The organism is Streptomyces sp. MBT53 (assembly GCF_016654115.1).
Taxonomy (GTDB): domain Bacteria; phylum Actinomycetota; class Actinomycetes; order Streptomycetales; family Streptomycetaceae; genus Streptomyces.
Genome location: NZ_JAEQAZ010000003.1, coordinates 45,671 through 65,830 on the forward strand (window position 1 = coordinate 45,671; position 20,160 = coordinate 65,830).

The 20,160-nt window shown below is 70.5% G+C and carries 18 protein-coding genes; 8 read left to right on the forward strand and 10 right to left on the reverse strand.

Annotation, left to right across the window (positions count from 1 at the left end):
* Nucleotide 1 precedes the first annotated feature (1 nt).
* A complete protein-coding gene (locus tag JHN45_RS02035) occupies nt 2-1,366 on the reverse strand; it encodes a VWA domain-containing protein (RefSeq protein ID WP_201047742.1) in 1,365 nt (454 codons plus the stop codon).
* Nucleotides 1,363-2,220 (reverse strand): MoxR family ATPase, encoded by an 858-nt coding sequence (locus tag JHN45_RS02040; protein WP_201047743.1) that lies wholly within the window; start codon nt 2,218-2,220, stop codon nt 1,363-1,365. Before JHN45_RS02040 ends, JHN45_RS02035 begins: the two co-directional genes overlap by 4 nt.
* Nucleotides 2,221-2,367: 147 nt before the next feature.
* Here JHN45_RS02040 and JHN45_RS02045 point away from each other — a divergent pair, with 147 nt between their 5' ends.
* Nucleotides 2,368-2,940 (forward strand): TetR/AcrR family transcriptional regulator, encoded by a 573-nt coding sequence (locus JHN45_RS02045; protein WP_201047744.1) that lies wholly within the window; start codon nt 2,368-2,370, stop codon nt 2,938-2,940.
* A gap of 82 nt (nt 2,941-3,022) precedes the next feature.
* Here the strand turns inward: JHN45_RS02045 and JHN45_RS02050 are convergent, their stop codons facing one another.
* Both JHN45_RS02050 and JHN45_RS02055 read right to left on the reverse strand, forming a co-directional pair.
* Nucleotides 3,023-4,333: an FtsX-like permease family protein gene (locus JHN45_RS02050; RefSeq protein ID WP_201047745.1), complete on the reverse strand. Its 1,311-nt coding sequence runs from the start codon at nt 4,331-4,333 to the stop codon at nt 3,023-3,025.
* A 3-nt stretch (nt 4,334-4,336) separates the two neighbouring features.
* Nucleotides 4,337-5,119 (reverse strand): ABC transporter ATP-binding protein, encoded by a 783-nt coding sequence (locus JHN45_RS02055; protein WP_201047746.1) that lies wholly within the window; start codon nt 5,117-5,119, stop codon nt 4,337-4,339.
* A gap of 210 nt (nt 5,120-5,329) precedes the next feature.
* Between JHN45_RS02055 and JHN45_RS02060 the strand changes: the two genes are divergently transcribed.
* From JHN45_RS02060 to JHN45_RS02085, 6 genes are all read left to right on the forward strand, one after another.
* Nucleotides 5,330-5,899, forward strand: coding sequence for a DUF4232 domain-containing protein (locus tag JHN45_RS02060; RefSeq protein ID WP_201047747.1), 570 nt, complete (start codon nt 5,330-5,332; stop codon nt 5,897-5,899).
* Nucleotides 5,896-6,264, forward strand: a complete 369-nt coding sequence (locus JHN45_RS02065; protein WP_201047748.1) for a hypothetical protein — start codon at nt 5,896-5,898, stop codon at nt 6,262-6,264. Before JHN45_RS02060 ends, JHN45_RS02065 begins: the two co-directional genes overlap by 4 nt.
* Nucleotides 6,265-6,325: 61 nt before the next feature.
* Nucleotides 6,326-7,006: an ABC transporter permease gene (locus JHN45_RS02070; protein WP_201047749.1), complete on the forward strand. Its 681-nt coding sequence runs from the start codon at nt 6,326-6,328 to the stop codon at nt 7,004-7,006.
* Complete coding sequence (locus tag JHN45_RS02075) at nt 7,003-7,674, forward strand: ABC transporter permease (protein WP_200710105.1); 672 nt, start codon at nt 7,003-7,005, stop codon at nt 7,672-7,674. Before JHN45_RS02070 ends, JHN45_RS02075 begins: the two co-directional genes overlap by 4 nt.
* A complete protein-coding gene (locus JHN45_RS02080; protein ID WP_200710106.1) occupies nt 7,671-8,609 on the forward strand; it encodes an ABC transporter substrate-binding protein in 939 nt (312 codons plus the stop codon). Before JHN45_RS02075 ends, JHN45_RS02080 begins: the two co-directional genes overlap by 4 nt.
* Nucleotides 8,610-8,649: 40 nt before the next feature.
* The gene (locus tag JHN45_RS02085; RefSeq protein WP_201047750.1) at nt 8,650-9,228 is read left to right on the forward strand and encodes a hypothetical protein; all 579 of its coding nucleotides are present in this window, start codon (nt 8,650-8,652) and stop codon (nt 9,226-9,228) included.
* Nucleotides 9,229-9,253: 25 nt separating this feature from the next.
* Here the strand turns inward: JHN45_RS02085 and JHN45_RS02090 are convergent, their stop codons facing one another.
* Nucleotides 9,254-10,408, reverse strand: a complete 1,155-nt coding sequence (locus JHN45_RS02090) for an ABC transporter ATP-binding protein (protein ID WP_201047751.1) — start codon at nt 10,406-10,408, stop codon at nt 9,254-9,256.
* Nucleotides 10,409-10,609: 201 nt separating this feature from the next.
* Here JHN45_RS02090 and JHN45_RS02095 point away from each other — a divergent pair, with 201 nt between their 5' ends.
* A complete protein-coding gene (locus tag JHN45_RS02095; RefSeq protein WP_201047752.1) occupies nt 10,610-13,648 on the forward strand; it encodes an alpha-L-rhamnosidase in 3,039 nt (1,012 codons plus the stop codon).
* On the opposite strand, the gene JHN45_RS02100 is transcribed toward JHN45_RS02095, so the two are convergent.
* The 5 genes from JHN45_RS02100 to JHN45_RS02120 form a co-directional block, all read right to left on the reverse strand.
* Nucleotides 13,621-14,289 (reverse strand): LUD domain-containing protein, encoded by a 669-nt coding sequence (locus JHN45_RS02100; protein WP_201047753.1) that lies wholly within the window; start codon nt 14,287-14,289, stop codon nt 13,621-13,623. The two genes, JHN45_RS02095 and JHN45_RS02100, sit on opposite strands and share 28 nt — an antisense overlap.
* Complete coding sequence (locus JHN45_RS02105) at nt 14,286-15,773, reverse strand: LutB/LldF family L-lactate oxidation iron-sulfur protein (RefSeq protein WP_200710111.1); 1,488 nt, start codon at nt 15,771-15,773, stop codon at nt 14,286-14,288. Before JHN45_RS02105 ends, JHN45_RS02100 begins: the two co-directional genes overlap by 4 nt.
* Nucleotides 15,770-16,537: a (Fe-S)-binding protein gene (locus tag JHN45_RS02110; protein ID WP_200710112.1), complete on the reverse strand. Its 768-nt coding sequence runs from the start codon at nt 16,535-16,537 to the stop codon at nt 15,770-15,772. Before JHN45_RS02110 ends, JHN45_RS02105 begins: the two co-directional genes overlap by 4 nt.
* Nucleotides 16,538-16,667: 130 nt before the next feature.
* Nucleotides 16,668-18,107, reverse strand: a complete 1,440-nt coding sequence (locus JHN45_RS02115) for a rhamnulokinase family protein (protein WP_201047786.1) — start codon at nt 18,105-18,107, stop codon at nt 16,668-16,670.
* Nucleotides 18,108-18,115: 8 nt separating this feature from the next.
* On the reverse strand, nt 18,116-20,155 hold the full coding sequence (locus JHN45_RS02120; protein ID WP_201047754.1) for a bifunctional aldolase/short-chain dehydrogenase: 2,040 nt from the start codon (nt 20,153-20,155) through the stop codon (nt 18,116-18,118).
* Between the last annotated feature and the right edge of the window lie 5 nt (nt 20,156-20,160).

A 20,160-nucleotide genomic window follows, 5' to 3' on the forward strand; every position in this document is an offset into this window, starting at 1 on the left:
CTCAGATCGGCAGCAACCGCCCGACCAGCGCGCTGAGTTGCTTCGCGTTCCGGCACTCGTGCATCTCGACCAGTTCCACGTAGTCCGGCGCGGCCGAGTCGCCGGTGCCCCACTGGGAGCGCTGCTCGGGGTTCAACCAGTAGACGCGGCGGGCCCGTTGGGCGATGTGCCGGACGGCCGGGAGATTCGGGTCGCTCATGTTGGTGCGGGCGTCGCCGAGGACGAACACGGTCGTGCGCGGGCCGACCGCGTCGCCGTAGCGCTCCGCGAACTCGCCCAGGGCGACGCCGTAGTCGCTGCTTCCGTGCCAGCCGGTGAGGGTGGCCTCGGCGCGGATGCGGGTGCCGAGCCCCTCGGGGTCGGCCGTGCCGTGTGCGAGCAGTCCGGTCACCTCGTCGAGGCGGTTGACGAAGGCGAACACACGGACCTTGCTGAACTGGTCGTGCAGCGCCTGCACCAGCAGCATCGTGAAGTCGGAGAAGCCCGACACCGAGCCCGACACATCGCACAGCAGCACCAGTTCGGGCCGGACCGGCCGGCGTCGGCGCAGCACCGGCCGCATCGGCACCCCGCCCGTGGACAGCGAACCGCGCAGGGTGCGGCGGAGGTCGATCGTGCCCCGGGAGGCGCGGCGCCGGCGGGCGGCGAGCCGGGTGGCCAGCTTCCGGGCCAGCGGCTGAACCGCCCTGCGCAGCTCGGCCAGTTGAGCCCGCCCTGCGAACAGGAAGTCGACGCGGTCGGCCGTCGGCGCCACCGCCCGGCGGGCGATCTGGTCCCGGCCGCGCCGCTCGGCGACCCGGCGCCGCGCCTCCGCTGCGACCTGGCGCCGAAAGCCCTCGATGCGCTGCCGGATCTCGTCGTCGAGCAGCCGGTCGGTGAACCCGGCGTCTCCGCCCTGCGCCCGGATGCTCGTCCGCACCCGAGCCAGCAGCGTCTGCGGGCGCAGCCACTCCAGGGTCTGGTGCGAGGACCAGCCGTCCGTCGTGGGGGAGTTGCCGTAGCCGCCGAAACCGTCGACGGCCTCCGCCGCCAACTGCCCCATCAACGCCCGGTCGTTGGCGGCCAGCGCCGCCGCGAGCCGGTCGCGGAGGTCGTCGCGGCCGGTGGCGTCGCCCTGCGGTGCTCCGATGCCGCGCGGGAAGTAGAGGTCGAAGACCGGGTCGAACACGGGGCGTTGGGCGTTCCCGTGCAGCAGCGTCGCGGCCAGCCCCTCGCGCAGCAGCTCCCGGTCCGTGAACCCGAGCGCCTCCATCGCCAGCGCCGCGTCGACGGTCTCGCCGGTCCCGATCCGCAGACCGTGCGCACGCAGCGCCGCGACGAGGCCCGTCAGCCGCTCGGCGACATCGGTGACCTCGGTGGCGGTCACACCGCGTCCAGGTCGAGCTTCGCCGCCGCCCTGAGGATGTCGTCCTGGTGCTTGAGGAGCACGCCGAGGGTGTCCCGTACGACCGTCTCGTCGAGTGTGTCGGCGCCGAGGGCCAGGAGGGTGCGGGCCCAGTCGATGGTCTCGGCCACCGACGGCACCTTCCGCAGCTCCATCTCCCGCAGCGCCCCGACCACCCGGACCACCGACTCGGCCAGCGTCTCGCCGAGCCCCGGCACCTTCAGCCGTACGATCCGACGCTCCAACTCCTCGTCGGGGAAGCCGATATGGAGGAACAGGCAGCGGCGGCGCAGGGCCTCGGAGAGTTCGCGGCTGGCGTTCGAGGTGAGGACCACGAAGGGGCGGCGGGTCGCGGTGATCGTGCCCAGCTCCGGGACGGTGACCTGGAAGTCGCTGAGCACCTCCAGCAGCAGGCCCTCCACCTCGACGTCCGCCTTGTCGGTCTCGTCGATCAGCAGAACCTTCGGCTCGTCTCCCCGGATCGCGGTGAGCAGCGGGCGGGGGAGCAGGAACTCCTCGCTGAAGATGTCGGTACGGGTCTCGTCCCAGCTCTCGTCGCGGCCCGCGCTGATGCGCAGCAGCTGCTTGGCGTGGTTCCACTCGTAGAGCGCGCGGGACTCGTCGACGCCCTCGTAGCACTGGAGCCGGACCAGTTCCGCCCCGGCGACCTCGGCGACGGCCTTGGCCAGCTCCGTCTTGCCGACGCCGGCCGGGCCCTCGACGAGCAGCGGCTTGCCGAGGCGGTCGGCGAGGAACACGGTCGTGGCGACGGCGGGCGAGGCCAGATAGCCGGTCTCGGCGAGGCGCGCGGCGACTTCGTCGACGGAACGGAACACGGGGCCTCCGGCGGATCACGGGTGGTGTGTTGGTGCGCGGCGTATCCAAGCGCTTGCTCACCTTCACTGTCACCCGGGAGCGGGCCTCTGCGCAAGCGAGTACACCGATCGGTTTCCTCTTGGCGTCCAGCGCGGTAACCTCGCAGTATGGCCACGACAGACAAGGCGTCCCCCCGAGACCGGCTGCTCGACGCGGCGGCCGAGCTCTTCTACCGCGACGGCGTCTCCATCGGCGTCGAGGCGCTGTGCCGGTCCGCCGGAGTCTCGAAACGGTCGATGTACCAGCTCTTCGACAGCAAGGACCAGGTCCTCGCCGCGAGCCTGGAACGCCGCGCCCCCGGCTACGCGGCGCGGCTCATGCCTGGTCCTGATGACGCCGGTACGCCCCGCGAGCGCATCCTGTACGTCTTCGAGCATGCGGAGAAGTCCTCGACCGCGCCCGAGTACATGGGCTGCCCCTTTCTCGCCGCACTGGTCGAGCTGAAGGATCCCGAGCATCCGGCGAGTGTCGTCGCCCGCGCCGCCAAGGAGGCGTTGCAGGAGGCCTTCCGCGTCCAGGCCGAGCTGGGTGGCGCGCACGATCCCGCCCTGCTGGCCCGGCAGTTGATGCTGGTCTTCGATGGGGCGAGCGCCCGCGCCGGAGCGAAGGTGGAGACACTCGACGATGGGCTGACGACACAGACCGTGGCGATCCTGCTGGACGCGGCGGGCGTGAAGTAGACGTGCGACGAGGACACGCGAAGTAGACGTGAGGTGGGGGCAGTCGCCGTAGCGACTGCCCCCACCCGAACTTCCGTCGTGCTCACGCGGCCAGTGCCACCGACTCCACCGCCGAAGTCCGCAGCACCCGCCGTGCCGTCAGCAGGCTCGTCCCCAGTGTCACCGTCGCCGCCACCGCGACGACCGCCAGCCAGATGCCGAGTCCCTGGTGCGGCAGCACCGAGTCCGTGCGGACCATGGTGAACGGGATGATCCCCGCCAGCGCGGCCACCGTGCCGGACAGAACTCCGGCGATCGTGAGGATCGCCGTCTCGGTGCCCACCGTGCGCAGCACCTGTCCCGGAGTCGCGCCGGCCAGGCGCTGTCCGCCGAACTCCCGGGCGCGGTAAGTCGTCGCCGCGTACAGGGAGTTGACGAGCATCACGCAGACGAAGACCACGACGATGCCGACGACCGTGAAGTTGAGCGTCTCCAGGTTCTTCGCGTCGACCGACTTCGTCAGCCCCGAGGCCTGCACCGCGTCGCTCTCCACCGCCTGCATGTAGAGCGTCGCCGTGGACACCGCCGTGAACAGGATCAACGACATCAGGATCCCGGCCAGCTGGTCGGCCCGCTCGCGCAGATTGCGGACGGCCAACCAGCCGCTCGCGCCCGCCAGTTCGAGGCGGTCGAGCAGCAACTTCAGCAGCCGGGGCGCCAGTAGCGCCAGCCCCACCGAGAGCAGGATCGCCCCGTACGCCGGTGCCGCCATCAGCGCCGCGTCCGTCGCGGAGAACGCGAAGGTCGACGACACCGACACCACACCCGCGACCAGCGCGCCGTACGCGAGGAACGTCCTTCCCCGGCCCGGCTGTTGACGCCCGCGCGTCGCCCGCCGTACGGCCAGGAACGCGGCGCCCGCCGAGGCGAGCAGGGTGATGCCGAGGCCGGACTGGAGGGCGTAGGGACCGAAGGAGTAGTCGACGGACCGCGCCACCTGGCCGCTGTCCTGGAACACCCCGAGCAGTGCACGTCCGCCGAGCATCGCCGGACCGACGGCGAGGAGCGCGCCCAGCACGGCGACCGCCACCGCCTCACCCACGACCATCCGCTTGAGCTGTGCCGGGGTCGCCCCCGAGCAGCGCAGGGTCTCCAACTCCCTGGTGCGCTGCCGCACGTTGACCGTCAGCGTCGACGCCACGGCGAAGAACACCAGCAGCGTGCCGTAGCCGCCGACGACACTCGCCGACGTGGACAGCGTCTCGGAGCTGACCGAGTCGATGCCGTGCTGTGCCGCCGTGTCCTGCAGCGAGTCGAACGTCATGATGATCGCCGCGCCGAGGAACGCGGCCAGCAGTGTCGCCAGGAACCGCCCCGGCCGTTGCCGGATCGAACGCATCGCCAGTACGAACATCGCTCACACCCCCACCGTCACGTCGTCGCCCAGGTGCGCCAGCCGCTCGGCCACCGCGTCGACGGTCGGCGCGTGCATCCGGCCGGCGAGCCTGCCGTCCGCGAGGAACACCACCGAGTCGGCGTACGAGGCCGCGACCGGGTCGTGCGTCACCATCACCACGGTCCGCCCGTGCACCCGCACCGCCTCGCGCAACAGCAGCAGCACGTCCCGCGCGCTGCGCGTGTCCAGGGCGCCGGTCGGCTCGTCCGCGAAGATCACCCGGGGCTCGGTGACCAGCGCGCGGGCGATCGCGACCCGCTGCCGCTGACCGCCGGAGAGCTGGTCGGGGCGGTGGCCGAGCCGGTCCCCGAGACCGACCGCGGTGAGCACCTCCCGGGCCCGCTCACGGTCGACGCGCCGCCCGGCCAGCTTCAGCGGCAGCACGGTGTTCTGCGCCACGGTGAGCGTGTCGAGGAGGTTGTACTGCTGGAACACGAACCCGATCCGCCCCCGCCGGAACCGAGTCAACTCGGCCTCGCTGCCGCCCGTCAGCTCCGCGCCGTCGACCATCACGATCCCGCTGTCCGGCCGGTCGAGCCCCGCCGCGCACTGCAACAGCGTCGACTTCCCGGACCCCGAAGGCCCCATCACCGCCGTGAAAGTCCCGCGCTCCAGGCTCAGCGTGACCCCGTCCAGCGCGGTCACGGCGCTGTCGTCATGGCCGTAGGTCTTACTGACCTTGACCAGCCGCAGCGCCTCGGCGGCGGGTCCCTTGTCGTGCGTCCGTCGTGCGGTGCGAAACATCGCCATCACCCTCCGTGCGGCACGCCCTGTGCCTCGAGAACGACGCTACGGAGCGCGCGCAGTACGCACATTGGGCGCAGAACCCGTATCGCGGGGTGTACTCAGCGACACCCCCGGGGTCGGGTGCGCGGGACCCGCTGTGACAGGGCTGTGACCGGAGGTGTGGCCTCCGCCACAGCGGTGCCGGGCCCGTCTTGATCGACTCAGCGGATGCCGAGAAGCGTGTACGACGCCGTGCTGGTCACGCTGGTGGGACTGCTCGTCGGGTCCGTCATCTGGACGGTCTCAGCAGTGGCCTACGACGATCCCGCCGCCGGATGGTCGATGTCGAACCCGGTCTGCCCGGAGGAGGGCATCCGGGTCACCGCCGGACCGGTGAACCCCGCGCTGGGCCTGCGCGCGATGGACCTCACCCTGGTGAACTGCGGCACCCGCGCCTACCGCGTCCAGGGCTACCCCGAGATCCGGCTGTACGACCAGGACCAGCAGCGCCTCACCGGCGTCACGGTGGTCCACGGCAGCGGCGGCATCGCCACGGTGACCGGATTCGACGACCCGCCGGGCCCGGTGACACTGGCACCCGGCGAGACCGCCTCCGCCGGCCTGCTGTGGCGCAACACGACCACCGGCCTCGACGGCCCGACCTCCGTGCCGTATCTGACGGTCGCGGCGCGGTCCGGTTCGCTGCAGCTCCTCCTGAAGCCGGACGGCGGCCTCGACCTCGGGACCACCGGCAGACTCGGCGTCGGACCGTGGCGCACCACCGGAGGCACCCGATGACGGACCAGAGCATCCCCGTCGACCGCTTCCCGCAGCGCGTCCTGCGCCGCTCGCCCGCACACCGGCGGGCCGATGCCATCGCGTGCGCGCTGCTCGTCGGCCTCGACGTCCTCCTCGTCGCGGTGATCCTCCTGCTCGGCGGCGACGGCATCTTCACCGAGGACTGGATGGGCTACGCCGGGGTGATGGACTCCACGGGCGCGTCCTACCAGTACCACTGCGTCGTCTTCCTCTGCCGCGTCGAGGCCGTGACCGTCGGCCTGGCGATCGCCTGCCGCCTCTGGACCACGGCCGCCGCCCAACTCGTGGTCCTCACCTCGGCGGCGGTCTTCGTCGCCTCCCTCGCCACCTACTGGAACCCCTGACCGACGCCCGTACGGGTCACCAGAACGGGCCGCACCCCGGCCCGCCCGATGCAATGGTGAGGTGACCGCGCCCCCGGACGACTGCCTCGCCCGCAACGAGTGGATCTGCGGCGAGTATCTGAGCACCCGCCGCCACATCCTCCTCGACGCGGTCGGCCAGCACCTCCAGCTGACCGCGGTCTCGGTGCTCATCGGCCTGGCCGTCGCCCTACCCCTCGCGGTCGTGGCCCGCCGCTGGGGCTGGGCCGCGGGACCGGTCCTCGCCGTCACGACGATCCTCTACACGATCCCGTCCCTGGCGATGTTCTCGCTCCTGCTTCCCGTCTACGGCCTCTCGGCCACCCTCGTGGTCGCCGGACTGGTCCTCTACTCCCTCACCCTGCTCGTCCGCAACATCCTCGCGGGCCTGCGCGCCGTACCCGAGGAGACCCGACAGGCCGCACGCGGCATGGGCTACGGCCCGATCCGCCTCCTCCTCACCGTGGAACTGCCCCTCGCCCTCCCCGCCGCGATGGCCGGCCTGCGCATCGCCACCGTCTCGGCGGTCTCGCTGGTGACGGTCGGCGCGATCGTCGGTTTCGGGGGACTCGGCAACCTCATCTACGCGGGCATGAACACCTACTTCAAGGCACAGGTGCTCACCGCGTCCGTGCTGTGCGTGGTGATCGCGATCGCCGCCGACCTGCTCCTGCTGCTCGTGCAACGGCTCATCACCCCCTGGACGAGGGCGGTGCGCGGATGAACACCCTCACCGACGCCTGGCACTGGCTCACCGACTCCGCCCACTGGAGCGGCGACGACGGCATCTGGCACCGGCTCGCGCAGCACCTCGTCCTCACCGTCGTCTGCCTGGTCATCAGCTGTCTGATCGCGCTCCCGGTCGCGCTCGTCCTCGGCCACCTCGGCAAGGGCGGCGCGCTCGCCGTCAACATCTCCAACATCGGCCGCGCGGTACCCACCTTCGCCGTACTGGTCCTGCTGCTCCTCACCCCGATCGGCGACTGGGGTGAGGGACCCACGGTCGTCGCCCTCGTCCTGTTCGCCGTACCGCCGCTGCTCACCAACGCCTACGTCGGCATGCGCGAGGTCGACCGCGATGTGGTGCGGGCCGCGCGCGGCATGGGGATGACAGGCCGTCAGATGCTGTTCCGCGTCGAACTGCCGCTCTCGCTCCCGCTGTTGATGAACGGCGTACGGATCGCGGCCGTCCAACTCGTCGCGACCGCCACCATCGCCGCACTCGCGGGCGGCGGCGGACTCGGCCGCATCATCACCGCCGGCTTCAACCTCGCCAACACCGCGCAGGTGGTCGCCGGAGCCGTCCTCGTCGCCGTGTTCGCGCTGCTCGTCGAGGGCGTCTTCGAGGTCGCCGAGCGGCTGTCGCCGCGCTGGGCGAGGGGAGCGCGATGAGGCGGCACACCGTCGCGGCCGTGCTGCTCCTGGCGGCCACCGGCTGCTCGACCGGACCCTCCCTGGAGAACCAGAGCGCCGTCACCGCACCACCCGGCGACAGCCACCACCTCACCATCGGCTCGGCCGGATTCACCGAGAGCGACCTGCTCGCCCAGATGTACTCGCTGCTGCTGAAGCAGGCCGGCTACAAGACGTCCCTGCTCACCGTCGCCAACCGCGAACTCTACGAACCCGCCCTGGAATCAGGGCAGATCGACGTCGTACCCGAGTACGCGGCCACCTTCGCCGACTGGCTCAACGCCAAGACCAACGGCCCCGACGCCCCGGCCGTCGGCTCACCCGACCTCACCACCACCATGAAGGCCTTGCGCCGACTCGCCACGCCCCGGGGCCTCACGGTCCTCGACCCCGGGAAGGCCGTCGACCAGAACGCCTTCGCGGTGGCCCGCTCGTACGCGCGGGAACACCACCTCAAGACCCTCAGCGACCTGGGCGCCTCGGGACTGAAGGTGCGGCTCGCGGCGGGCGACGAATGCGTCCAACGACCGTACTGCGAACCGGGGTTGAAGAAGACCTACGGCATCGACATCACCGCCGTCGACCCGAAGGGCGTCGGCACGACCCAGGCCAAGAGCGCGGTGCGGAACGGTCAGGACCAGATGGTGCTGACCACGACCACCGACGCCACCCTCGACGAGTTCGGCCTCGTCCTCCTCGCCGACGACAAGCACCTCCAGAACGCCGACTACGTCGTCCCGGTCGTCAACCGCTCCCGTGCGGGGAGCCCCGGCGTGACCAAGGCACTGGGGAAACTCAACGACGTCCTCACCACGGCCGACCTGGCATCGATGAACCAACAGGTCGACAGCTGGCGGCGGTTGGCGCAGGACGTGGCGCGGACGTATCTGAAGGACAAGGGTCTGTTGAAGTGAGGTTCGGGCCGTTGTCAGTGGCGGGTTGTAGCTTTCGGGCATGGGTGTCTATCTGATCGATGTCGGTGTTGGAGAGTGGCTGCGTGAGGACACGGGGGAAGGGGGAATGGGGGCGATCGCCAAGGGACTCGACGCGGAGCTGAGCCGGCGCGGGCTACCGCCGTATGCAGCCGCGCCGGAGCGGGAGGGGGTCCTGGGCTTCGAGGAGAAACTGAGCCCCTCCATGAAGGGTTTCGACGCGCTCTGCCGTGCTCGACTGACTGCTGAGGAGCGTGCGTTGATCGGCGACTGGACGGTGCTGGTGCCGGTCTCGCTCGACGCGGAGATACGGCTGCCGATCGGCTCCGCGTACGCGGACGAGACGGTGATCGCGGGAGCGCCCCAGGTGCTGGCCCTCGCCGAACGCCTGGCGGCGGCCCTGGAGTTGCCCGCCGAGGTACCGGAGGCGACCGAGAACCTCGCGCTCACCTTCTGGTTCCTGGAGGGCGAGGCGGAGGAACTGGCCGCCACCAGCCCCGGCCGCTGGAGCGAGGACCTGGACACGGCCTTCTACGTGGCCCTGTACCTGCGAGCCGCCCAGCACTCGTTGCGACAGGGCTGCCCCATCACCTACTCCTGAGCCCTCCTGAGCCGGGAACCGACCCTCACGCGTCCGCCACCGAGTCGAAGTCCACCTGCCCGCGCGGCACTCCCAGGGCGTCCGCGTCCACGGAGCGCCGCAACGCCTCGTGCAGCTTCGCCGGAGTGAGCACGCCGAGGAAGCGCGCACCGTCCAGCACGGCGACCCACCCGGCGTCGTGCTGGAGCATCACACCGAACGCCTGCTTCAGCGGGGCGCCGACCGGCACCCACGCGTTCATGCGGTGCGCGCGTTCCCCGACCGTGCCGCCGGCCGAGAGTTCGTCGGCCTTGACCCACCCCTGCAGCTCCCCCTGCGCGTCCAGGACCACGGCCCACCGCGCGCCCTCGACCCGCAGCCGCTCGGCCGCCGTCTGCGCCAGTTCGTCGACCCGGGCGACCGGCGGCTGCTCCAGGTCGTCGGGCTCGATCGCCGTGACCGACAGCCGTTTCAGCCCCCGGTCCGCGCCCACGAACGACGCGACATACGGCGTCGCCGGCTTGCCGAGCACCGCGCCCGGAGTGTCGTACTGCTCGATCCGCCCCTGCCCGTACACGGCGATACGGTCACCGAGCCGTACCGCCTCCTCGATGTCGTGCGTGACCAGCAGCACCGTCTTGCGCACGGTGGCCTGCATCCGCAGGAACTCGTCCTGCAACTGCTCCCGCACCACGGGGTCGACAGCACCGAACGGCTCGTCCATCAGCAGCACCGGCGGATCGGCGGCCAGTGCCCGCGCCACCCCGACGCGTTGCCGCTGACCGCCCGACAACTGCTCCGGGTAGCGCGACCCGTAGGTCTTCGGGTCCAGGCCAACCAGGTCGAGCAGTTCGGCGGCCCGCTCCCGCGCCTTGGCCCGCTTCCAGCCGACCAGGGACGGCACGGTCGCCGTGTTGTCGAGCACGGTGCGATGCGGGAAGAGGCCCACCTGCTGGATGACGTATCCGATCCGGCGGCGCAGCTGCACCGGGTCGACGGAGGCGATGTCCTCGCCGTTCACGAGGATCCGGCCAGAGGTGGGCTCGATGAGCCGGTTGACCATCATCATGGTCGTCGTCTTGCCGCAGCCGGACGGGCCCACGAGCGTGACGAGTTCGCCCTCGTTCACCTCGAAGGACAGCCCGTCCACGGCCGTCGTACCGTCCGGATACCGCTTGCTGACCTGCTCGAACCGGATCATGACCTCACGCTAACGGCGCCGGTCCGACACCGCCCATCAACGAGGGCCTACTGGCTGGTGACGTGCTCGCTCCGGTTTTGAAATGTTTCAAATCCCGTGCTGTCGAGGAGGTGGACACACGCCTTTTACCGCACTATTTTCGACCATCGGACGGACTGAACCGATACAACTCCGTCTCTCGGCGGGCCGAAGGGACAGGGCATGAACGACGCAGTCGCCGTTTCCGGCACCACCGTGTCGGGCCTCACGGTGGAGCACCGCACCGACCCGCTCGGCGTGGACGCGGACCACCCGAGGTTCGGGTGGCGCATGGTGTCCGACGCGCGTGGCCGCCGCCAGACCGCGTACCGCATCCAGGTCGCCTCCTCACCCGCGCACCTGACCGACGACCGGGCCGACGTCTGGGACACCGGCCGCGTCGACTCGCCGGACTCGGTCGCGATCCAGTACACGGGCCCCGAACTCCACGCCGCGACCCGCTACCACTGGACGGTGACGGTGTGGGACGAGCACGGCGAAGCCGTCTCCGCCACCCCCGGCGCCGTCTCGGCCACCCGCACCGCCTTCTTCGAGACCGGTCTGCGCAGCACCGACGGAGTCACCGGCTGGGACGGCGCACGGTGGATCGGCATGGCCGGCAAGCGGCCGAACAGCGCGGGCGCACCCCTCCTGCGCCTCCAGAGCGCTTTGACCGGCGAGCGGGTGAGCGAGGCCCGGCTGTACGTGTCCGCACTCGGCGTGTACGAGGCCCACGTCAACGGCGAACGGGTCGCGGTGCCGCACGGCGACGGCACGACCCATGAACTCCTGACCCCCGGCTGGACCAACTACGAGACCACCGTCGAGTACTTCACCTACGACGTCACCGCCCTGCTGACGGACCCGTCACAGGACTCGTCCCAGGTCACCCTCGCCGCCGCGCTCGGCAACGGCTGGTACAACAGCCGCATCTCCGAGAACAGCCCCTACTACGCGGTCGACGGCAACTCCCTCGCCCTGAAGGCGAAACTGCTCATCCGCTACGCCGACGGCTGCACCCAGACGATCGTCACCGCACCCGACGAGGACTGGCGAGCCACCGACACCGGCCCCTACCGCGCCGACGACATCTACGACGGCCAGACCTACGACGCCCGCCGGGAACTCCCGGGCTGGACGGCGAACGGCTTCGACGCCACCGGCTGGTCAGCCGTCGAGGAGCACGACCACCCCTTCCCCGAAGCCCGGTTGGTCTCCCACTCCGGTGAGAGCGCCCGCCTGGTGCCGAGTTGGGACCGCGAGCCGCGCTCGGTCACCGTCTACACCGGTGTGACCGACCAGGAGGGCAGCGCGAACGGCAGGGGCCGGATCGTCGTCGACCCCGCCCGCACGGTCACCGACCCCGACCTGGCGGCCACCGCCTCCGTCACCCTGCACCCCGGCGACACCACCGTCATCGACCTCGGTCAGAACCTCGTCGGTGTGCCCCGCTACACAGTGCGCGGCCCGGCGGGCGCCCAAGTCGTCTGCAAGCCAGGGGAGTTCCTCAACGACGACAGCGCGGGCGCCGACGGCCCGGTCGGCTCCGTCTACCGGGCCAACCTGCGCACCGCGCAGACCACCAGCACCTACATCCTCAAGGGCGACCCGGCCGGCGAGACCCACCAGGACTCGCTGACCTTCTACGGCTTCCGCTATGTCTCGGTCACCACGACCGACACCGTCACCCTCGCCGGACTCACCGGCCGGGTCGCCACCTCCGCGCTCCGTGACATCGGCACCGTCACCACCGACGACACCGACGTCAACCGGCTGATCAGCAACGTCCGTTGGGGCCAGCGCGGCAACTACCTCTGGATCCCCACCGACTGCCCCCAGCGCGACGAACGCCTCGGCTGGACCGGCGACACCCAGCTCTTCGCCAACACCGGCCTCTACAACGCCGATTCGGTCACCTTCCTCAGCCACTTCCAGGACACCCTGATCGACTCACAGCGCCTCTTCGGCGCGGACGGCGCCCAGTTCCCCTGGGTCGCCCCCAGCCACCGATTCAGCCACCCGCTCCCGGCGAGCGGCTGGGCGGACTGCGGAGTGGTCGTGCCCTGGACGGTGTGGCAGATGACCGGCGACACCACGATCATCGACCGCAGTTGGGCGGCGATGACCAAGTACGTCGACTGGATCCGGCACGCGACCGGCGACACCTGGGCCGGCCGGGGCGCTATCTTCGGCGACTGGCTCGCCTTCCAGATCACCAGCACGCAACTCATCAGCGACGCCTACTACGGCTACAGCGCCCGACTGATGGCCGACATGGCCCACGCCACCGGCCGCACCGCCGAAGCCGCCGCCCACGAGGAACTCTTCACCCGCATCAAGCGGGCCTTCATCACCAAGTATCTTGCCACCGAGCCTGGTTCGGGCCGGATCACCGTCCGCTCCAGCCTCGGCGAACCACCGCCGTACACACCCGGCAACAGCGCGGGAAAGACCGAGGACGACACCCAGACCGCCCTGCTCTGGACCCTCAAACTCGGCTTCTACGACACGGAGGACCAGCGCCGCCAACTCGTCACCCTGCTCGCCGACAACATCGGCAACAGCGATGCCTACAAGGCGGCCCACCCCGACAGCACCCGCGTCCAGTACGCCGAGAACACCCTCTCCGTCGGCTTCCTCGGCGTGAACGTCATCGCGCCCGTCCTCACCGACGAGGGCCGTGTCGACCTGGCGTACCGCCTCCTCCACCAGAACGCGATGCCGTCCTGGCTCTACTCGGTGGCCAACGGCGCCACCACCGTCTGGGAGCGCTGGAACTCCTACTCCAAGGAGGACGGCTTCGGTCCGGTCGACATGAACTCCTTCAACCACTACTCCTACGGCGCGATCGTGGAGTGGATGTACGAGAGCATGGCCGGCATCGCCAAGGACCCGGCCCACCCGGGCTTCCGCCACTTCTTCCTCCGGCCGCACCTCGACCCCACGGGGAGGATCACCCGGGTGACCGGCTCGCACCTCTCTCCCTACGGCGAGATCGTGAGCGAATGGGCCGCGCGGGAGGGGGAGCTGACGTACCGGGCGGTCGTCCCCGCCAACAGCACGGCGACCCTGCGCATCCCCACCGTCGACCCGTCCACCGTCCGCGAGCACGGAACACCCCTCGCCAAGGCGGAGGGCGTTCAGTTCCTCGGTTTCGCGGACGGCACGGCTTCCTTCGAACTCCCCTCGGGGAGCTACGAGTTGACCTCCACGCTCGGCTGATCGCTCACCAGCACCACCTCCAGGGTGCGCGGACCGTGCACCCCCTCGACCCGGTCCAGCTCGATGTCACTGGTCGCCGACGGACCGGAGATCCAGGTCAACGGGCGGGTGGGGTCGAGGCGTTGGAGCGCCTGGGGCACCGAGGAGACGACCTGGTCCGGCACCCGTACGACACAGATGTGGTGGTCGGGGATGAGGGTGATCCGACGGCGGCCCTGGTCGGGGCTGCCGTCCAGGACGATGGTGCCGGTCTCGGCGGCGGCCACCGCGCACGCCGTGACCACACTGTCGACCCGGTCCAGCTCATGCGGGGTGTTCTCGGCCCGGTCCGCGATCCGCTCGACATCGGCCGCCGCGAGCCAGGAGGGATCCAGACCGCGCGGTACGACGACGGTCCCTGAACCCCGCTCGGCGAGCAACCCGGCGATCGTGGCGCCCAGTTCGGCCTCCGTGCACCGGTGCACGATCGCCCGGTAGTCCGCCAGGTTCTCGGCCAGCAGATCGACCGTCTGCTCGACGGTCCGGTCTCCGTGCTCCCGCAGATAGTCCCGCTGGACGGCCTGCTCGTACGCCGGGTCGTCCTCTCTCACATCCGCGAGCGCGCGCTGCACGCGGCCCAGGATCCGTTCCCTGCTGCTCACTTGGCACCGTCCTTTCCACCGTTCGTGCGCTGCCACCAGTCGCGGAACGGCTCCGCGGGCACGGCCGGCAGCTCCCGGGTACCGCTCCAGGCCTTACCGGGGCCGGGCAGTGACCGGGGATGGAAGCGGCGGGTGCGGGAGGCGAGCCGCTGGCCGGTGCGCAGGGCGCCCGGGTGGCTGAACGTCCAGCGCGCCGCCCGCATGGCGGCCCGCTCGGCGGCATGCCCCTTCGCCGGCCGCAGCACCACCTTGTTGCCCTCACGGGTCACCGGCCCGCCCTCCACGACCCGCTCCCGCAGATGCACCAGCACCTCCGGGATGTCGATGGCGACCGGGCACACCTCGTAGCAGGCACCGCACAGCGACGAGGCGTACGGCAGCGAGGCGTCGATCTCGCTTGCCGTGCCCCGGAGTTGGGGGCTGAGGATCGCGCCGATCGGGCCCGGGTAGACCGAGCCGTAGGCGTGGCCGCCGGCCCGTTCGTACACCGGGCAGACATTCAGGCAGGCCGAGCAGCGGATGCAGCGCAGGGCCTGGCGGCCGACCTCGTCGGCGAGGGTGTCGCTGCGGCCGTTGTCGAGCAGCACCAGGTGGAAGACGCGCGGGCCGTCGCCGTCGGTCGTACCCGTCCAGGTGCTGGTGTACGGGTTCATGCGCTCGGCGGTCGAGGAGCGGGGGAGGGTCTGCAGGAACACCTCCAGGTCCTGCCAGGTGGGCACGATCTTCTCGATGCCGACGACCGAGATCAGCGTCTCGGGGAGGGTGAGGCACATCCGGCCGTTGCCCTCGGACTCGACGACGACGAGCGTGCCGGTGTCGGCGACCATGAAGTTGGCGCCGGATACACCGACTTTGGCGCGCAGGAACTTCTCGCGGAGGTGGAGACGGGCGGCCTCGGCGAGTTCGGCGGGCGTGTCCGTCAGACCCTCCGGCGCAGGGCGCCCCCACTCACTCATCTCGCGGGCGAAGATCTCCCGGATCTCACCCCGGTTGCGGTGGATCGCGGGGACCAGGATGTGCGAGGGCCGGTCCTTGCCCAACTGCACGATCAGCTCGGCGAGATCGGTCTCGTAGGCGCGGATGCCCTCCGCCTCCAGGGCCTCGTTGAGCCCGATCTCCTGCGTGGCCATCGACTTGACCTTCACGACCTCCGACTCGCCCGTCTCCTGGACGAGTCGGACGACGATCCGGTTGGCCTCCTCCGCGTCGGCGGCCCAGTGGACGACACCCCCGGCCGCGGTCACCGACTCCTCCAACTGGACCAGATAGCGGTCGAGATGACGGAGCGTGTGGTCCTTGATCTGCTTGCCGGCCTCACGCAGCTCGGCCCAGTCCGAGACCTCGGCGACGGCCTTGGCGCGTTTGGCGCGGATCGTGTGGGTGGCGTGCCGCAGATTGCCTCGCAGGGTCTGGTTGTTGACGGCCTCGTGCGCGGCCACGGGGAAGGCCGGGAACGCGGGCATACCGACGAACGTGCCGCTCATGAGCGTGAGTCCTCTTCGCTGGAGGCTTCCGTGGCGGCCAGGATCTCGGCGATGTGCACGGGCCGCATGTCGGTGTGGAGCCGGGCCATCGTGCCGCCGATGTGCATCAGACAGGAGTTGTCCGCGGCGCACAGCACCTCAGCCCCCGTCGACTGGGCGTTGCGCACCTTGTCGGCGCCCATCGCGGCCGAGACGTCGGCGTTCTTCACCGCGAACGTCCCGCCGAAGCCGCAGCACTCGTCGGCACCCGGCAGCTCGACCAACTCCAGCCCCTTGACGGCCTGGAGGAGCCTGAGCGGCCGGTCGCCGAGTCCCAGGCTGCGCAGCCCGTGGCAGGTGGGGTGATAGGTCACCTTGTGCGGATAGCAGGCACCCACATCGGTCACCCCGAGCACGTCCACAAGGAACTCGGTCAGCTCGTACGTCTTCGGCACGACCGGCGCCAGCGTGGCCGCGAGGGTGTCCCCGCGCCCCTCCGCCCGTGCCCTTTCCCCCATCCGGGGATACAGTTCCCGCACCATCGCCCCGCACGACCCGGACGGCGTGACGATCGCCTCGTACTCCCCGAAGACATCGGAGAAATGCCGGGCGAGGGGTTCGGCCTCATGGCGGTAGCCGGTGTTGTAGTGCGCCTGTCCGCAGCAGGTCTGCGCCATCGGGAAGTCGACCTCGACGCCCAGTCTGGTCAGCAGTTTCACCACGGCGCGCCCGGTGTCCGGATACAGCGTGTCGTTGACGCAAGTCAGGAACAGGGCGACACGCATCGCGGCTCCTTAGTGGTCGATCATCGGATGGATGCAGCGTAGTCGGAGGTCACCGTCTGGGGGAGCCCCCGTCTCGGCGCACGGCGAGCGGAGCCGGCGAGCCGGAGACCATTGTGCTCGGGTCCTTGGTTCACCGGGCGGCGAGCCGGGCCTCCGCGGCGCGCCAGCGGGCGGTGCCGCCCTGCGGTTCGTACCGGGTCGACGGCTGGGTACGGGCGAGCAGCCCCCGCATCCCGGCCAGGTCACCGACGAGCCCGTGGGCCCGCGCCTGAACGAGCACATTGCCCAGCGCCGCCGCCTCCGTGGGCCCCGCCACCACCGGCAACCCGCAGGCGTCGGCGGTCAGTTGGCACAGCAGCGCGTTGCGCGTACCGCCCCCGACGATGTGCACGACATCGACCGGATGATCGGCGAGCACCTGCGCCTCATCGACCGCCCGCCGATGCGCGAGCGCCAACGAGTCGAGGATGCAGCGCGTGATCTCGGCCCGGGACTCCGGCACCGGCTGCCCCGAACCACGGCACGCGTCCGCGATCCGCTCCGGCATCCGCCCCGGCGCCAGAAACACCGCGTCACCCGCGTCCACCACCGACCGCAACGCCGGCACCCTGGCCGCCCCGCGCAGCAACTCGCCCAACTCCGGCTCGCCCCAGGCCCGTACACACTCCTGAAGCAGCCACAACCCCATGATGTTGCGCAGATAGCGGACCGTGCCGTCGAGCCCCAGCTCATTGGTGAAGTTGGCGGCCCGACTCGCCTCGGTCAGCACGGGCGCATCGAGTTCCAGCCCGGCCAGGGACCAGGTCCCGGTACAGATATAGGCGAACCGCTCCGCAACGGCCGGAACGGCGGCGACGGCGGAGGCCGTGTCGTGCGACCCGACCACCGTGACCGGCACGGGCCCGCTGAGCCCCGTCTCCTCCAACACCTCGGCCCGCAGCATCCCCGCCGAATCCCCCGGCTGCCGAAGGGGCGCGAACAGCCCGAGGTCGATACCGAGCCGCGAGGCGATGTCGTACGACCAGTCGCGCGTCCGGGGATCGATGAGCTGGGTGGTGGATGCGTTGGTCAGCTCGGTGCCCTGCTCCCCGGTGAGCCAGTAGGACAGCAGATCGGGGATGAGCAACAGGCGCTCGGCGTGCGCCAGTTGAGCCGAGTCGCGGGCCGCCGTCAGCTGGTACAGGGTGTTGAAGGGCGCGTACTGCAACCCGGTCGACGCGTACAGCTCGCCCGCCGGTACGGTCGCCCACACCTTCTCGGCGACCCCCTCCGTGCGGGCGTCCCGATAGTGCACGGGATTGCCCAGCAACGCCCCGTCCGCGTCCAACAGGCCGTAGTCCACGGCCCAGCTGTCGATGCCGACGGAATCGACAGCCGGACCCGCCGCCCGGAGTCCGTCGAGGACACCCGCGTACAGCGCGAGGATGTCCCAGCGCAGCCCCTCGGGAGTGCGGACGGGCCGGTTGGGAAAACGGTGGGCCTCCGCCAACTCCAGGGAGTCCGGCCCGACACGGCCGACCATGACCCGCCCACTGGACGCGCCGAGGTCGACCGCTGCGTACGCCTTCATGTCGGCGCTCACCGAAGGAAGGCTGCCGCAACGCCGGCGTCGACCGGGACATGCAGCCCGGTGGTGTGCGTCAAGTCCCCACCGGTGAGGGCGAAGACGGCGTTGGCGACATGCTCCGGCAGCACCTCCCGCTTGAGGATGGTGCGTTGGGCGTAGAACTCGCCGAGCTTCTCCTCCTCGATCCCGTAGGTGGCCGCCCGCTGCGCACCCCAACCGCCCGCGAAGATGCCCGAGCCGCGCACGACACCGTCCGGGTTGATGCCATTGACCCGGATCCCGTGCTCGCCCAACTCGGCTGCGAGCAGCCGCACTTGATGGGCCTGGTCGGCCTTGGTGGCGGAGTAGGCGATGTTGTTGGGCCCGGCGAACACGGCGTTCTTGGACGCGATGTAGAGGATGTCGCCCCCGAGCCCCTGCGCGATCATCGCCCGCGCCGCCTCACGCGAGACGAGGAACGACCCGCGGGCCATGATGTCGTGCTGCAGATCCCAGTCCCGCGCCGAAGTCTCCAGCAGGGGCTTGGAGATGGAGATCCCCGCGTTGTTGACGACGAGATCGACTCCACCGAAGGCGAGCAGCGCGGCCTTGAAGGCGTCGGCGATCTGCCCCTCGTCCGTCACATCAACCGTGACAGCAACGGCCTTGTCGGGCCCACCCAACTCCTCCGAAACGGCCTGGGCGTTCTCGGAGTTGAGATCGGCGATCACGACACACGCGCCCTCGTCGACCAGCCGCCGCGCGATAGCCTTGCCGATCCCACTACCCGCACCGGTCACGAGCGCGACCCGTGTGGCGAGCGGCTTGGGCTTCGGCATCCGCTGCAACTTGGCCTCTTCCAGGGCCCAGTACTCGATGCGGAACTTCTCCGACTCCTCGATCGGCGCGTACGACGACACGGCCTCGGCTCCGCGCATCACGTTGATGGCGTTGACGTAGAACTCGCCGGCCACGCGCGCCGTCTGCTTGTCCTTGCCGAAGGAGAACATGCCCACGCCCGGGATCAGCACGATCGCCGGGTCGGCGCCGCGCATGGCGGGGGAGTCGGGCACGGCGTGCCGCTCGTAGTACGCGGCGTACTCCTCGCGATAGACGGCGTGCAGCTCCTTCAGCCGCGCGATCGCCTCGTCCAGCGGAGCGTTGGGCGGCAGATCGAGAACGAGCGGCCTGACCTTGGTCCGCAAGAAGTGGTCGGGGCACGAGGTCCCGAGCGCCGCGAGCCGGGGATGCTCGGCCCGCGCCAGAAAATCAAGCACGACCTCGGAGTCGGTGAAGTGCCCTACCTGCGCCCGGTCTTGAGAGGCAACAGCACGAACATACGGCGCGAGGGCGGCGGCCCGCTCCCGTCGCTCACCGTCGCCGAGCGGACCGTACCCCTCGACGACGGGCCCGAAGGGCTCGGGCCTCCCGCGCTCGACGAGGAACGCCTCGGCGGTGCGGATGATGTGCAACGAGTTCCGCTCGCACTCCTCGGAACTCGCACCCCAAGCGGTGATCCCGTGCCCCCCGAGCACACACCCGATGGCCTGCGGGTTGGCCTCCTTGACGGCGGCGATGTCCAGCCCCAGCTGAAACCCGGGCCGCCGCCAGGGCACCCACACGACCGTGTCCCCGAAACACTCGGCGGTCAGCTTCTCCCCGTCGGCGGCACAGGCGAGCGCGATCCCGGAATCGGGATGCAGATGATCGACATGAGCCGCGTCGACGAGCCCGTGCATGGCGGTGTCGATGGAGGGCGCCGCGCCCCCCTTCCCGTGCAGGCAGTAGTCGAACGCGGCCACCATCTCGTCCTCACGGTCCACACCCGGGTAGACGTCGACGAGCGCGCGCATCCGGTCCAGACGCAACACGGCGAGCCCCGCCTCGGTGAGCGTCCCAAGGTCACCCCCGGACCCCTTCACCCACATCAACTCGACATCACCCCCGGTGACGGGGTCCGTGTCTACGCCCTTGGCTGATGCGTTCCCGCCGGCGTAGTTGGTGTTACGAGGATCAGCGCCAAGCCGATGAGAACGGCCAAGGAGAGAGGCGGCTTCGGGGTGCGGTGCCATGAACG

What these genes read in the sequence shown, in the direction of transcription:
- JHN45_RS02045 (WP_201047744.1), top strand. Translation starts at nt 2,368, where the DNA reads ATGGCCACGACAGACAAGGCGTCCCCCCGAGACCGGCTGCTCGACGCG.
- JHN45_RS02050 (WP_201047745.1), bottom strand. Translation starts at nt 4,333, where the DNA reads ATGTTCGTACTGGCGATGCGTTCGATCCGGCAACGGCCGGGGCGGTTC.
- JHN45_RS02055 (WP_201047746.1), bottom strand. Translation starts at nt 5,119, where the DNA reads ATGTTTCGCACCGCACGACGGACGCACGACAAGGGACCCGCCGCCGAG.
- JHN45_RS02060 (WP_201047747.1), top strand. Translation starts at nt 5,330, where the DNA reads ATGCCGAGAAGCGTGTACGACGCCGTGCTGGTCACGCTGGTGGGACTG.
- JHN45_RS02065 (WP_201047748.1), top strand. Translation starts at nt 5,896, where the DNA reads ATGACGGACCAGAGCATCCCCGTCGACCGCTTCCCGCAGCGCGTCCTG.
- JHN45_RS02075 (WP_200710105.1), top strand. Translation starts at nt 7,003, where the DNA reads ATGAACACCCTCACCGACGCCTGGCACTGGCTCACCGACTCCGCCCAC.
- JHN45_RS02080 (WP_200710106.1), top strand. Translation starts at nt 7,671, where the DNA reads ATGAGGCGGCACACCGTCGCGGCCGTGCTGCTCCTGGCGGCCACCGGC.
- JHN45_RS02085 (WP_201047750.1), top strand. Translation starts at nt 8,650, where the DNA reads ATGGGTGTCTATCTGATCGATGTCGGTGTTGGAGAGTGGCTGCGTGAG.
- JHN45_RS02090 (WP_201047751.1), bottom strand. Translation starts at nt 10,408, where the DNA reads ATGATCCGGTTCGAGCAGGTCAGCAAGCGGTATCCGGACGGTACGACG.
- JHN45_RS02095 (WP_201047752.1), top strand. Translation starts at nt 10,610, where the DNA reads ATGAACGACGCAGTCGCCGTTTCCGGCACCACCGTGTCGGGCCTCACG.
- JHN45_RS02105 (WP_200710111.1), bottom strand. Translation starts at nt 15,773, where the DNA reads ATGAGCGGCACGTTCGTCGGTATGCCCGCGTTCCCGGCCTTCCCCGTG.
- JHN45_RS02110 (WP_200710112.1), bottom strand. Translation starts at nt 16,537, where the DNA reads ATGCGTGTCGCCCTGTTCCTGACTTGCGTCAACGACACGCTGTATCCG.
- JHN45_RS02115 (WP_201047786.1), bottom strand. Translation starts at nt 18,107, where the DNA reads ATGAAGGCGTACGCAGCGGTCGACCTCGGCGCGTCCAGTGGGCGGGTC.
- JHN45_RS02120 (WP_201047754.1), bottom strand. Translation starts at nt 20,155, where the DNA reads ATGGCACCGCACCCCGAAGCCGCCTCTCTCCTTGGCCGTTCTCATCGG.